Origin of the sequence: Streptomyces sp. NPDC006997, from assembly GCF_040635175.1 — a bacterium.
GTDB lineage: Bacteria > Actinomycetota > Actinomycetes > Streptomycetales > Streptomycetaceae > Streptomyces.
The window spans coordinates 35251-49232 of record NZ_JBEYHH010000011.1 but is presented as its reverse complement, the minus strand read 5'-3'; the positions used below and the strand labels follow the sequence as shown (position 1 = coordinate 49232).

The window sequence follows — 13982 nt, the reverse complement described above, 5'->3', positions numbered from 1 at the left end:
CGGCGGGAGCGGTATGCGCGCGCTGAGGGCCGACGACCCCGAGACCCTGGGCGGGCACCGGCTGCTGGCCCGGCTCGGCGCGGGCGGCATGGGCACCGTCTACCTGGCCCGCACCCCGGACGGTGCGCTGCGCGCGCTGAAGACGGTCCGCGCCGAGCACGCGGCTGACCCGGCGTTCCGGGCCCGGTTCCGCCGTGAGGTGCGGCTGGCCAGCGGGCTCGACGGGCGCTGGGTGGTGCCGGTGACGGCGTCCGACACGGAGGCGCGCGAGCCGTGGCTCGCCACCGACTTCGTGCCCGGCCCCGCCCTCACCGAGGCGGTGGACGGCCACGGTCCGCTGCCCGTGGCCACCGTCCGCACCCTCGGCGTCCGGCTGGCGGCGGCGCTGACCGAGGTGCACGCGGCGGGACTGGTCCACCGGGACGTCAAACCCGGCAACATCCTGCTCGCCCGGGACGGGCCCCGGCTGATCGACTTCGGCATCGCCCAGGGCGCCGGGACCACCGCGCTCACCGCGCCCGACGCGGTCATCGGCACGCCGGGCTACCTCTCCCCCGAGCAGGCCCGCGCCTCCGGCAGCGCGGTGGGGCCGCCGAGCGACGTGTTCTCCCTCGGCTGCGTGCTGGCGTACGCGGCGACCGGGCGGCGGCCGTTCGGCACCGGCGACCCGGCGGCGGTCCTGTACCGCACGGTCCACGAGGAGCCGGACCTGACCGGCCTGGACCGCGCGCTGCCGCCGTCGGCGTGCGCCGTGATCAGACGGTGCCTGGCCAAGGAGCCCGAGGGGCGGCCCACGGCGGGGGAGGTGCGGGACGTGCTGCGGGGGTGGGGGCCGCCGGGGCGGGGGACGGGCGGGTCGGCGCCCGCGCCCGCGGTCACCGCCGGGCCCGAGCCTGCGGCGGGGCCCGAGCCTGCGGCGGGGCCCGAGCCTGCGGCGGGGCCCGAGCCTGCGGCGGGGCCCGAGCCTGCGGCGGGGCCCGAGCCCGCGGCGGGGCCCGAGCCCGCGGTGTCGGCGGTGGCGCCTGCCCCGGCGTCTGGGATCGCCCCCACGTCGGCACCCCTCGGCGCTCCCCAGGCCGCGGAACCGGAGGGCGACTGGCTGCCCCCCGACCTGCTGCGCCTCGTGGCCGAGCGGTCGGCGCGGGCGCTGGTGCCGCCGCCCCGGTCGGAGCCGCCCACCAGGGCCGGGGAGGGGGCCGGGGCGGAGCCGCCGGCCGGGACCTCGCGGCGGCGGGTGCTGGCGGTCGGCGGCTCGGTGGCCGCCGTGGTCGCCGCCGCCGGGGCCGCCGTCCTGCTGTCCCGGCGCGGGTCCCCGGCGGGCGGCGGCTCCTCCGGGGAGCTGCCGACCCACACCCTCGCCCTGCACGCCGACCTGAGCGGTCCCGGGCGGGAGACGGGCACGGCGCACGAGCACGGGGCGCGCCTCGCCGTCGCCGCGCACAACGCCCGCCCCGACGCCCGCTTCCGGCTCGCCCTGACCACCCACGACGACGCGGGCGACGCGGCCCGCGCCAGACGGGTCGCCCGCCAGGTGCTGGACGACCCCCGGGTGCGCGCCGTCCTCGGGCCCACGGCGACCGCGACCGCGGAGGCCGCGGCGCCGCTGTACGGGGCCGCCGAGCTGCCGGTCGTCCTCGTGTCGGTCGACACGGCGGCGACCACCCTGTCCACCAGCGAACTGCGCACCCTGTGCGTGACCCGGGCGAACGGCGCCCACCGCCACCTGGCCCTGCTCGACTACCTGAGCCGGGTACGGCCTTCCGAGCGCACCGCCGTCATCGAGGACCGGGCCTCCGGTGCGACCGCCTGGGACAACGCCCGCCAGATGGAGGCCACTCCACCCGCCGAGGGCACGGCCACGGCCTACCCGGTGGCGGCCGACCAGGACTTCCGCCCCGCCGTCCGCGCCGCGCTCGCCGACCGGCCGCAGGCCGTGGTGTTCGCCGGTACCGGGCCGCGCCGCGCCGCCGCCTGCGCCCGCGTGCTCGCGGCCGAGGGCTTCACCGGGCCCCGGGCCGCGTACGAGCCCGTGATGCGGCCCGAGTTCCTCGCGGAGGCGGGCGCCGCCGCCGAGGGCTGGGTCTTCGGAGCCCCGTACACCGCACCGCAGTCGGCCACCTCCCCGGCCGCCAAGGCGTTCACCGCCGCCCACCGCCGCCGCTACGGCGACGATCCCGGCCGCTGGGCCGCCGAGGCGTACGACGCCGTGGAGCTGGTGGCCCGTACGATCGCCGCCCTCGGCGGGGAGACCGACGTCGAACCCGGCCGGATCGCCGAGCGGATCTTCCGTGTCTCCCACGACGGCGTGGCCAAGCGGCTCAGTTTCAGCCAGGACAAGACCCAGGTCCTGAAGCCCCTCGGCACGAACTTCCTCTACCAGGTCCGCGACGGCGCCTTCCGCCTCCTCGGACGGCACGACGAGGTCAAGGGCGCGCGGTGAGCCGGGGCGGGGTCACGGTGTGGTCACCTCCGTGAGGGCGGCACGGAGTTCGGAGGCGACGACCGGGTCCAGGTCGCCCAGACGCGGCCGGTGGGCGCGCCGGGGGCGGTGGTCGCCGGGGCCGTCGTCCAGGCAGACGGTGCGGAGCCCGCTCACCAAGGACGAGCACCGCCGTCCCGCACCTGGTGCCGCGCGCGGTGGGGCCGGCCGGGCGGGAGCGCACCGGCGCCGGGCAGGGCCCCGGCTCCCTCGCCGGACGGCCTCTTTCGGTCAAGTCCCCGTCACCGTGACGGGACCCACTGACAACGCCCGCCACGCTCCGATGAGCGCGGGGCCCCTTGTGCAATTCCTGTGGATCCCTCAATCTTTCGCCTGACGCACGTGTTCGGCGCGGCGCACCACGCCGTGCCCTCCGCGATTGATCGGGTTGACATGGACCTGATCACTGTCGGTCTCCGCCGGTGCGTCAGCGCCATCCCGCACCACCCCCCACCGGAGCACCACCAACGCACCACCGATTGAGGAGGACCCCTCAGATGGCAGTGATGCGTACTCCCCACTTCCACGTCCGTCGAAGACTGGCCGCGACCGGCATCGCGGCCACCGCGGCGCTCGCGGCGAGCCTCATGACCGCGCTGCCCGCCGACGCGGCCCCCGCCCAGGGCCACATCCAGTACGAGGGCGCGGCCAACGCCGTCGCCGACAGCTACATCGTGACCCTCAAGGCGGACGAGGCCCGTTCGGGCAGCGCCGAGGGCCGCGCGCTGGCCAAGAAGTACGGCGCCAGCATCGAGCGCACCTACACCAAGGCCCTCAACGGCTACGCGGTCGAGGCGTCCGAGACCGAGGCGAAACGTCTCGCCGCCGACCCGGCCGTGGCCTCCGTGGTGCAGAACCGCACCTTCACCATCGCCGCGACCCAGCCCAGCCCGCCCTCCTGGGGCCTGGACCGGATCGACCAGCGCAACCTCCCGCTGAACAGCTCGTACACCTACCCGGACTCCGCCGGGCAGGGCGTGACCGCGTACATCATCGACACCGGTGTCCGCATCACCCACAGCGACTTCGGCGGCCGGGCCTCCTACGGCTACGACGCCGTCGACAACGACAACACCGCCCAGGACGGCCACGGCCACGGCACGCACGTCGCGGGCACCGTCGCCGGTACCTCCTACGGCGTCGCCAAGAAGGCCCGCGTCGTCGGCGTCCGCGTGCTGAACAACTCCGGCTCCGGTACGACGGCTCAGGTCGTGGCCGGGATCGACTGGGTGGCCCGCAACGCGGTCAAGCCCGCCGTGGCCAACATGTCCCTCGGCGGCGGCGCCGACTCCGCGCTGGACACCGCCGTACGCAACGCGGTCGCCTCCGGTGTCACCTTCGCCGTCGCCGCGGGCAACGAGTCCACCAACGCCTCCACGCGCTCACCCGCGCGCGTGACGGAGGCCATCACGGTCGGCGCCACCACCTCAAGCGACGCCCGCGCCAGCTACTCCAACTACGGCACGGTCCTCGACCTGTTCGCGCCGGGCTCGTCGATCAAGTCCACCTGGAACACCAGCGACACGGCGACCAACACCATCTCCGGTACGTCGATGGCGACCCCGCACGTCGCCGGTGCCGCGGCGCTGTACCTGGCCGACAACCCGGCCGCCACGCCCGCCCAGGTCTCCTCGGCGCTGGTCTCCGCCGCCACCCCGAACGTCGTCTCCAACCCGGGCAGCGGCTCCCCCAACCGCCTGCTGTACGTCGGCGGCGGACCCACCACCCCGCCGGGACCGCGCTTCGAGAACACCGCTGACTACGCGATCGCCGACAACTCCACCGTCGAGTCGCCGATCACCGTCTCCGGCGTCTCCGGCAACGCGCCGTCCAGCCTGGCCGTCGAGGTCAACATCGTGCACACGTACATCGGCGACCTCCAGGTCCAGCTGATCGCGCCCGACGGCACGGCGTACACCCTCAAGTCGTACGGCTCCGGCGGCAGCGCGGACAACATCAACACCACGTACGGCGTCAACGCCTCCTCGGAGGCCGCCAACGGCACCTGGCGGCTGAGGGTCAGCGACAACGCCAACTACGACACCGGACGCATCGACTCCTGGGCGCTCCAGTTCTGACCTGAGGTCAGACGCCGAAGGGATCGTGAGTCTCCTCGCCCTCGGGGTGGGTTCCCGGGTCACCGACCCAGCCCGCCACGAGGGCGAGCCGTGTCCTGCGGTGCACGGCGAGGAAGCCGAAGGGGCGGTCGAAGCAGGCCTCGACGGTGGTGGTGCGGTAGCGCGGGGCGGGCGCGGCAGCACCGGCGACCGCCGCCACCGCGGTCACCGCCGCCGCCTCGAAGCCCCGCTCCCCGAAGCTCGCCGTCGCGGACTGCGCGGCCGACCCGACGGCCAGCGGGAAGTCGCTGACGCCGGAGAAGTGGGCGCGGCCGGTGTCCTGGGCGGTGGTCAGCCCGAACAGGCGGTGCGCGGCGAGCAGGTCGTGGTGTGCCGTGAGGTCGAACGCCACCGTCGTGACGTCGAGCGTGGGCGGCGCCGGACGCGTGTCCAGTTCCCGGACCACCCGCACCCCGGGCCCCGCCTCCCCGTACGGCAACTGCCCGCCCGGCACCAACGGATACGCGCGGGTGAGCAGTCCGAGGCCCGCGCCCAGCACCTGACCGGGCGTCATCAGCTCCTCCCCGAGGAGGAGATGGACGTCCACCGGGGTGTTCCCGAGCACCTTCAGCTCGGTGACCCGGCCGTCCGGCGTGTCCGCCACGCCGATCCGGTCCAGCACGGAGCTGACCCGGAGGAGGCCGGGCAGCACGCGGTCCCGCCACGGCCCCGTCTCCGGGATGAACGGCCGGTCCCGGAACGGGCGCAGCCAGCCGGTGCGCACGGCGAGCGCGCTCGCCAGCACCAGTTCGGTGTCGTCGGTCAGCGCCACCGGCAGCCGGTCGACGAGCCCGCCGGTCCGCTCCGCCGCCCAGGCGTCCAGGGCGCGCTGGTCGGCCGCCTCGTCCCCGGTGAGCACACCGTGCGCCCGCGCGGGCAGCCCGGCCAGCCAGGCCGCGTGCGGCTCCACGGTCCGCCGGGTCCACAGTCCGAGGGCGGAGTCGACGCCCGGCACCCCGTCCAGCGTGGCGAGCACCTGGCGCGCGGCCGACGCCGCCTGGTCCGCGGGCACGCCGAGGGCGTCCGCCAGCTCCACGCGCGCGTGGCCGTCCGCGCCGTCCGCCAGGAACGCCAGCAGCGGCCAGACACCGGGGGCCGCGAAGGCCGTGTTCCGGTCCCGCGCCACCGTCCCGGCCCAGCGGGCGGTCAGCCCGTTCACCGCGCCCACGGCCGCCCGCGCCGCCAGCTGTCCCACGCCCCCAGCCCTCCCCGGCACGGGGGCACCCCAGCGCCGACCTCGCCCGCCCGCTTACGATGCGCCCAGCCGCGCACGCCCTTCGCGCGCGCGTCCAGCCACCGTCACGACCGGGAGCACGGTACACGTGTCCATTCCTCCGCCCCCGGGGCCCTTCCCGCCCCCGGACCCGCAGAGCCGGCAGGGCCCGTACCCGGCTCCGCCGCAGCCGCCGTACCCGCACCCGACGCCGTACTCGCAGCCGCAGGCGTACCCGCACCCCCAGGCGTACCCGTACGCGTTCCCCTTCCCGCCCCCGGCTCCGCAGCCGCCCCTCAACGGGGTCGCCGTCGCCTCCCTGGTCTTCGGCGTGCTGTGCCTGCTGCCCGGCGTCGGGCTGGTGCTCGGGCTGGTCGCGCTGGCGCAGATCCGGCGCAAGGGCGAGCGGGGCAGGTCACTGGCCGTCACCGGGGCGGCGCTGTCGTCGGCCGGGGTGCTGCTGTGGGCGCTGGTCCTGGGCACGGGCGCCGCGTCCAGCTTCTGGGACGGGGTCAAGGAGGGCGTCCGGGACGGCGCGAGCTTCTCGCTGGACGAGGGCGACTGCTTCGACACCCCCTCCGGCTCCCTCCAGGGGGTGACCTACGACGTGGACACCGTGCCCTGTTCCGGCGAGCACGACGGCGAGGTCTTCGCCACCGTCACCCTGCCGGACGGCGACGGCGACTACCCCGGCGACGACCACGTCACGGGGGTCGCCGACGAGAAGTGCTACTCCCTCATGGGGTACTACGCCCTGGACAGCTGGGCCGTCCCCGACGACGTCGACGTCTACTACCTGGCACCCACCTCGGAGAGCTGGCGGCTCGGCGACCGGGAGATCACCTGCGTCTTCGGCGACACCGACGAGGGCGGCAAGCTGACCGGCTCGCTCCGCCACGACGGCGCCGACTTCGACGTCGACCAGCTCGCGTACCTGGAGGCGGTGCGCGCCGTCGACCTGGTGCTGGACACCGAGCCCGAGGAGTACCCCGAGGACGACCTGCCGGGGAACCGGAAGTGGGCGAAGGAGGTCGAGGAGGTGCTCGGCGAGCAGGCCGACGTCCTGCGCGACCACACCTGGCGGTCCGACACCGAGCAGCCCCTCACCGCGCTCCTCGAGGAACTGGAGTCGGCGCGCGGACACTGGCGGAAGGCGGGCACGGCCACCGACCCGGAGACCTACTGGGAGCACTACGACAAGGCGTACGGCTTCTACGACGGCGAGGCGACGGTCACCGCGCGCGAGGCGCTTGGCCTGGACACGTCACCACCGGCGTACCTCTACGGGGAGGACCCCGGGGAGGCCACGGGGGACGTGTAAAACCCTTCCGACCCGCATGTCATCACATCGGGTGATTCCCTGGCCTCTGCTTGCACGCTCCAACCCACGGTTGCCACGCTGTGGCTGTCTGTACAACCTGATGGGAGCGGCCAGTGACATTCGGTGAGCAGCCGGCGTACCTGCGCGTCGCGGGTGATCTCCGCAAGAAGATCGTCGACGGTCTGCTGCCACCGCACACCCGGCTGCCCTCCCAGGCCCGGATCCGCGAGGAGTACGGCGTCTCGGACACCGTCGCCCTGGAGGCGCGCAAGGTGCTGATGGCCGAGGGCCTGGTGGAGGGCCGCTCCGGCTCCGGGACGTATGTGCGCGAGCGTCCGGTGCCCCGGCGGATCGCCCGCTCGGGCTACCGCCCGTCCGGCGGCGCCACCCCCTTCCGCCAGGAGCAGGCCGACGCCGCCGCCCGCGGCACCTGGGAGTCCAGCAGCGCGCGGACCGAGGCGAGCGGCGCCATCGCCGAGCGGCTCGGCGTCGAGGCCGGCGAGAAGGTGATGTGCACGCGGTACGTGTTCCGGGAGGCGGGCGAGGCGATGATGCTCTCCACCTCCTGGGAGCCGCTCGCGCTGACCGGCCGCACCCCCGTGATGCTGCCCGAGGAGGGCCCGCTCGGCGGCATGGGCGTGGTCGAGCGGATGGCCGCCATCGACGTCGTCGTCGACAACGTCACCGAGGAGGTCGGCGCCCGCCCCGGCCTCGCCGAGGAGTTGCAGGCCCTCGGCGGCGTCCCCGGCCATGTCGTCCTGGTCGTGCAACGCACCTTCTACGCCTCCGGCCGCGCCGTCGAGACCGCCGACGTGGTGATCCCCGCCGACCGGTACCGGGTCGCCTACCACCTGCCCGTGAGGTAGCCCACGGCGGGTCGGTGAAGTAGCGCACACAGGCGCGTGGTTGCGCACGCCCGTACGGCAGTTGCCCCCGGCACCGGACCCCGTCCGAGGCCGCGGGCCGGCACTGCATTCCGGTCGTTCTCGCAGGTCGTTCCCGCGATGCCGAGGGGGCGGCGGTATGCCGCTGACCGGAAGCGCCGGGTTCTGGGAGCGGCGCGTTCGGTGCTGTGCGCCCCCTGTGGCATGGCTGGTTGCGTACCTGTTTGTGAGAAGCCGTATCCGCTCCGTGAAGGTAAGGCGTACGCTCGGGCATATGCGGATTGCGGTTTCGTCAGAAGGTGGGGCACGGCACCGACCGCGGACGGGAAGGGGGTGGGTGCGGTGAACGACAGCACGGTCACTCTGCCCTGGCTCGTCATACGGCAGGACGACAACGGCAACCGCTACCGCGTGGGCAGGTACGCCACCCGCGCCGAGGCGCAGAAGATCGCCGACAGCCTCGACAGCCGCGGTCACAAGCAGCTCTACTGGGTCGAGCGCGTCGGCCGGGCGGCCCCGGCCGAGCAGGACTGAGCGCGGGTCGACCGCCAACCCTCCCGTAGGCTCCGGCGCATGAGCGAACGGATCGTGGTGGTCGCGGCGGCCCTCCTCGACGGCGAGGGCGACGGCGTCCGACTGCTCGCCGCGCGCCGTAGCGCGCCCCCCGAGACGGCCGGGCGCTGGGAACTGCCCGGCGGCAAGGTCGAACCCGGCGAGGCGCTGGAGGCGGCGCTCGTCCGCGAACTCCGTGAGGAACTCGGCGTCGACGCCGAGACCGGTGAGCGGATCCCGGGGGAGTGGCCCCTGCGACCGCCGTACGTCCTACGGGTCCTCACCGCCCGGTTGTGTCCCGGCAGCGCGGCCCCCCGGCCCCTTGAGGACCACGACCGGCTCCGCTGGCTCACCCCCGCCGAGGTCTGGGACGTCGACTGGCTCGACCAGGACGTCCCGGCCGTCCGCGAGGCGCTCGCGCTCCTGGGTGTACCGGGTCCCTGATATCGGGTATGTCCTCTTTAACCCCACGAAACCGGACGTGGGGTACGGGGGTGGGGCTCATGCGCTGGGAAGTGGTCGGCGTGACCGACACCGCAGGCGACCACGCCGAATGGACGTTCCCCGCGGACCCGGGCGCCGTACGCGCCGCCCGTGGGGAGGTCCGCCGCCAACTGCACGGCTGGGACCTCGACCGTGTCGGCGACCTCGCCGCCCTGCTGGTGAGCGAACTGGTCACCAACGCGCTGCGGCACGCCACCGGACCCATCGGCGTACGGCTGGTGCGCCCGGACGCCAGGAGCGCGGCGGACGGGGTGCTGCTGGTCGAGGTCTCCGATCCGCTGCCCTACCCGCCCCGGGAGCGCGCGGCCCGGCCGGACGACGAGAGCGGACGTGGCCTGCAACTGGTGGCATCCACCACCCGTCGCTGGGGCACCCGCCTGGGGGAGACCGGTAAGACGGTGTGGTTCGAACTGACGGTGCCCGGGTGAGCCGCGGCGGACACCGGCGCGACCCCGCCCCTACCGGTTGTCGACCAGTGTGATTCGAGGGCGTGTCCGCTGGTTAGAAGACTGGAAGTGTTGTCACCGCCCGGTCCGGAAAGCACCAGGACCATGTTGTGATCGTGAACACCGTGTCGTGGGGCGCCGTAGTGCTGGATACTGCGGGCAGCCGCACCCGGTGACCGGTGCCGGACGCGGTGAGCTGGAGGGGACGGTTCGCGTGAGCGAGATACCAGCGAAGGCCACGGAGTCCGAGGACCCGTCGGACGGCGCGAGGGATGACGGGGCGACGGACCCTTCCGCGGTCCCAGCGAGGCCGGGCGGCGCCGAGCGGCGCGCCGGGACGTCCGTCTCCGACGCCCTCGACGACTCCCCCGACGCCGCACGGACGTTGGCCGCAGGCGCCCTCGCCGCTGCGGGCGCGTCAGGCGGGGAGGCGATCTGGCAGGGCAGCCCGCCGGGGTCCCTGTACGACTACGTCAAGGTGGCGTCGTTCTCCATCGGGCCGGACGGGCTGGTCGACCAGTGGAGCGTACGCGCCGAGCAGTTGTTCGGCATCGCCGCCGAACACGCCCTCGGCCTGGACCCCATCCAGGCGTTCATCGACCCCGACCACCGCGTCGAGGGCCAGCGGAAGATGGCCGAGATCCTCGACGGGCGGGAGTGGACCGGCGTCGTACCCGTCCGGCTGCCCGACCCGGTGCACGGCGGGCCCGCGGTGGAGGCCCTCGCCGAGATCTACGTGATGCCGACCCGGGCCGAGGGCGGCGAGAAGGCCGCCGTCTGCATCGTCGTCGACGTCCGCGTGCTGCGGAGCATCGAGACCGACCTCGCCGCCTCGCAGGCGATCTTCGGCCAGTCCCCGTTCGGATTCCTGCTCATCGACGCCGAGTTGCGGGTGCGCCGCGCCAACGAGCGGTTCGCGTCCACCTTCGGCGGGACCCCCGACGACCACCGCGGCAAGGGCGTCCACGACTATCTGCCGCGCGGCGAGGCCGAGCGGGTCTCGGCCACCCTGCGCCGGGTCCTGGAGACCGGTGACTCCATCACCGACATGCACATCACGGGCTTCGTGCCCGGCTCCGACGACCGCCGCCACTGGTCCGTCAACCTCTACCGCGTGCACAGCGGCACCGGCCGCCCCATCGGCGTCGCCTGGCTCGGCACCGACATCACCGCCCGCCGGGCCGCCGCCCGCGAGGCCGCCGCCGCCCGCCGCAACCTCGCCCTCCTCAACGACGCGGGCGCCCGCATCGGCAACTCCCTCGACCTGGAGACCACCGCCCGCGAACTCCTCGACGTGGTCGTCCCCGGCTTCTGCGACCTCGCCACCGTCGACCTCTACCAGGGCCTGCTGATCGGCGACGGCACCCCGCCCGGACTGCCCGACGGCAGCGCCGACCTGCGCCGCGTCGCCTTCGCCAGCGCCGTCTCCGACGCCCCCTTCTACGGCAGCGGCCAGCAGGTCGCCGTCGGCGCCGTCCACCACTACCCCTTCAACTCACCCTGCGCGGACGCCCTGCGCACCGCCCGGCCCCGCCGGGTGCCCGCCGAGGACGGCGGCCTCGTCCAGTCCACCCTCGCCGTGCCGATGGTCGCCCACGACACCGTCGTAGGACTGGCCCAGTTCGCCCGGACCAAGGGCAGCGAGCCGTTCGGGGACCGGGACCGGGACCTCGCGGTGGAGCTGGCGGCGCGGGCGGCGGTGTGCATCGACAACGCCCGCCTCTACCGCCGCGAGCACGAACGCGCCCTGATACTGCAACGGTCGCTGCTCCCGCCCGGCGACCCGGTCGCCTCCGGCCTGGACATCGCCTGCCGCTACCTGCCCGGCAACGTCTCCTCCGGGCGGCCCAGCGAGGTCGGCGGCGACTGGTTCGACGTCATCGAACTGCCCGGCCACCGCACCGCGCTGGTCGTCGGCGACGTGATGGGGCGCGGGCTGCGCGCCGCCGTCGCGATGGGCGAGCTGCGCACCGCCGTCCGCACCCTGGCCCAGCTCGACCTGGAACCCGCCGAGGTGCTCTCCCAGTTGGACGAGATCGCCCGCGGCCTCGGCACCCCCGGCGGCATCCAGCAGGCCACCCGCGCCGCCCGCCGCCCCCGCGAGGCCGACCTGTCCGAGGTCTACCTCGCCACCTGCGTGTACGCGGTCTACGACTCCGTCACCCGGCGCTGCACCTTCGCTAACGCGGGCCATCTGCCGCCCGTCCTGGTCGAACCCGGCGAGGCCGCGCTGATGCTCGACGTACCGCCGGGGCTGCCGCTCGGCGTCGGCGGGGAGCCGTTCGAGGACGTGGAGGTCGAACTGCCCGAGGGCGCGCTGCTCGCCCTGTACACGGACGGCCTCGTCGAGAGCCGCGACCACCCCCTCGACGAGGGCCTCCAGGCGTTCGTCGGCGCGCTCACCGACCCCACGCGCCCCCTGGAGGACGTCTGCGACCACGTCCTCAACACCCTCGACCCGCACCACGGTGAGGACGACATCGCCCTGCTGATGGCCCGCGTCCAGGGCCTGCCCACCGAGTCCGTCGGCGACTGGACCCTGCCGCGCGAACCGCGCAGCGTCGGCCGGGCCCGCGAGTACGCCCGCGACCAGCTCCTCGGCTGGGACCTCGAACCCCTCGTCGACACCACGGAACTACTGGTCAGCGAACTGGTGACGAACGCCCTGCGGTACGGCGAGGGCGAGATCAGACTCCGGCTGCTGCTGGACCGCACCCTGGTGTGCGAGGTCTGGGACGCCGGACTCGTGCAGCCGCGCCGCCGCCGCGCCCGCGACACCGACGAGGGCGGCCGGGGCCTCCAGCTCGTCGGCCTGCTCTCCGCGGCGTGGGGCTCCCGGCGCACCCCGCGCGGCAAGACGGTCTGGTTCGAACTCCCCCTCCCGGACGGCGAAACCACCCTCGCCGACCCCGCCGAGGCCCTGTTGAGCCTGTTCTGAGCCCTCAGCGGGGCGTGCCGTGCAGGCGGACGTCCTGTTCCGCGAGGTGGCGGGCGTGCCGGGCCAGGTCGTCGGCCGCGAGGAGGTCCCTCTCCGGGCCGGGCGCGAGGAGCCGCAGGGCCTCCGCAAGCCGGGTGCGGGCCTCGGCGGCGACCACGCCCCGGTGGGTGGCCACGAAGTCGTCCGCGGCGGCCGTGGCGTGCCGCGCCACCAGCAGCGCGGCGGCCCCCACCACCCCGGCCCGCCCGTCCGCCACCGGCAGCACCGCCCGCACGGTCCGGCGCAGCAGCTCCACCGGGTCGTACGCCCGCCCCGCCGTCAGCTCCTCCCGTACGGAGCCCAGCACCACGTCCGCCTGCCGGACCCGGGCCCGCAGTTCCCCCACGGGTACCCCCGGGGAGCCCTTCGCCGCCCGCTCCCTGGCCCCCGCCAGCTCCGCCTCCGCCCCCGTCAGCGCGGCCGGGAGCAGCTCCGCCGCCGCGGTCAGCTCACCGGCGAGCCGGTCGACGGCGGCGACGAGGACGGCGGCCCCGGCAATCGCGTCCTCGGCGGCGCGCAGGTGCCCGGCGGTGTGCTCGGGCTGGCCGAGGTCGGCGGACTGCCGGGCCTCGTTGAGCCGCGTGGTGGCGAACACCAGCCGGTCCTTCGCCAGTTCGAGGTACCCGGTCACCGACGCCGTGGCGCCCGGCGTGCACCGCTCCCGCAGCGCGTCGAGCGTCGCCGACAGCCCCGTCGTACGCCCCGCCAGCTCCCGGAACCGTCCCTCCGCGACCTCCAGGGCCGCGCCCGGCGCCCGGTCGAGGCCGCGCAGCCGCGCCAGCCCGGCCGCCTCCGCGTCCAGCCGCCGACCCGCCTCCGCGCACCGGCCGACGATCCCGGCGAGCGCGTGGCGCCGCGCCGACTCGTCGCCGGGGACGCCACCGTCGTAGCGCTGCCGGATCGCGAACGCCGCCCGCAGCTCCGTCCCGGCCGCCCGCGCCGCCCGCTCGTACGGTTCCAGGGCGGCCGGGTCGCAGCGGGCGGCGGCGAAGCCGAGTTCCACGCGGCCGGCGCGCAGACCGTCGTCGGCCTCGACGAGCGCCGCGCAGGCCCGCGCGTCCAGCTCGGTGAGCGGCGCGCCGCCCGCCGCGGCGGTCCGTGCCCCACCGGGCGTCGTCCGGGTCGCCGCGCGCCGGGTGCGGCGTACGTACCCGTAGGCGGCGAGCGCGAGCACCGCCACCGCGGCCACCAGCGGCAGCACCAGGTCGGCGGTGTGCGTCCCGTCGTCCTCCCGCACCGCCGCGCCCGCGACCGGGCCCCGCGCCCGAGGCGTCACCCTCGGCAGCACCAGGCAGAGCCACAGCACCGCTATGGCACCCCCGAGCAGCCCCTGGGCGATGCGCGCGGCTATCTGTCCCCGTCCCCGCCGCGTCCGGCCCCCGATCAAGGATGGCGTCACATGTGGGAGCGTATGACCAGGAATGGCGGCCCGCGACCGCTGGAGCCGCCTCCGTTACCGTCCGCGCTCTCGACGCCGCCTCCGCCCGGC

The 13982-nt window shown here is 75.3% G+C and carries 11 protein-coding genes; 8 read left to right on the top strand and 3 right to left on the bottom strand.

Annotated elements, in window-relative coordinates:
- The first annotated feature begins 13 nt into the window (after nt 1–13).
- Nucleotides 14–2440: an ABC transporter substrate-binding protein gene (locus ABZ659_RS13260; RefSeq protein WP_360217631.1), complete on the top strand. Its 2427-nt coding sequence runs from the start codon at nt 14–16 to the stop codon at nt 2438–2440.
- A gap of 12 nt (nt 2441–2452) precedes the next feature.
- Here the strand turns inward: ABZ659_RS13260 and ABZ659_RS13255 are convergent, their stop codons facing one another.
- The gene (locus ABZ659_RS13255) at nt 2453–2596 is read right to left on the bottom strand and encodes a hypothetical protein (protein WP_360217628.1); all 144 of its coding nucleotides are present in this window, start codon (nt 2594–2596) and stop codon (nt 2453–2455) included.
- 380 nt (nt 2597–2976) lie between these two features.
- Between ABZ659_RS13255 and ABZ659_RS13250 the strand changes: the two genes are divergently transcribed.
- The gene (locus tag ABZ659_RS13250) at nt 2977–4557 is read left to right on the top strand and encodes a S8 family peptidase (protein ID WP_360217625.1); all 1581 of its coding nucleotides are present in this window, start codon (nt 2977–2979) and stop codon (nt 4555–4557) included.
- Between the two features lie 7 nt (nt 4558–4564).
- Here ABZ659_RS13250 and ABZ659_RS13245 read toward each other — a convergent pair whose 3' ends face one another.
- The gene (locus tag ABZ659_RS13245) at nt 4565–5791 is read right to left on the bottom strand and encodes a serpin family protein (RefSeq protein ID WP_360217622.1); all 1227 of its coding nucleotides are present in this window, start codon (nt 5789–5791) and stop codon (nt 4565–4567) included.
- Nucleotides 5792–5918: 127 nt separating this feature from the next.
- Between ABZ659_RS13245 and ABZ659_RS13240 the strand changes: the two genes are divergently transcribed.
- From ABZ659_RS13240 to ABZ659_RS13215, 6 genes are all read left to right on the top strand, one after another.
- Nucleotides 5919–7130 carry a DUF4190 domain-containing protein gene (locus tag ABZ659_RS13240; protein ID WP_360217619.1) on the top strand — a complete coding sequence of 404 codons (1212 nt, stop codon included), beginning with the start codon at nt 5919–5921 and terminating at the stop codon, nt 7128–7130.
- Nucleotides 7131–7243: 113 nt separating this feature from the next.
- Nucleotides 7244–7996, top strand: a complete 753-nt coding sequence (locus tag ABZ659_RS13235) for a GntR family transcriptional regulator (protein ID WP_360217616.1) — start codon at nt 7244–7246, stop codon at nt 7994–7996.
- Nucleotides 7997–8356: 360 nt separating this feature from the next.
- Nucleotides 8357–8548, top strand: coding sequence for an SPOR domain-containing protein (locus ABZ659_RS13230; RefSeq protein ID WP_360217613.1), 192 nt, complete (start codon nt 8357–8359; stop codon nt 8546–8548).
- Nucleotides 8549–8587: 39 nt separating this feature from the next.
- Nucleotides 8588–9010 carry an NUDIX domain-containing protein gene (locus ABZ659_RS13225; RefSeq protein WP_360217610.1) on the top strand — a complete coding sequence of 141 codons (423 nt, stop codon included), beginning with the start codon at nt 8588–8590 and terminating at the stop codon, nt 9008–9010.
- A 59-nt stretch (nt 9011–9069) separates the two neighbouring features.
- Entirely contained in the window at nt 9070–9498 is a 429-nt protein-coding gene (locus ABZ659_RS13220; RefSeq protein ID WP_360217607.1) for an ATP-binding protein, read from the top strand.
- A gap of 232 nt (nt 9499–9730) precedes the next feature.
- Entirely contained in the window at nt 9731–12454 is a 2724-nt protein-coding gene (locus tag ABZ659_RS13215; RefSeq protein WP_360217604.1) for a SpoIIE family protein phosphatase, read from the top strand.
- A 4-nt stretch (nt 12455–12458) separates the two neighbouring features.
- Here the strand turns inward: ABZ659_RS13215 and ABZ659_RS13210 are convergent, their stop codons facing one another.
- A complete protein-coding gene (locus ABZ659_RS13210; protein ID WP_360217601.1) occupies nt 12459–13892 on the bottom strand; it encodes a hypothetical protein in 1434 nt (477 codons plus the stop codon).
- Nucleotides 13893–13982: the final 90 nt, after the last annotated feature.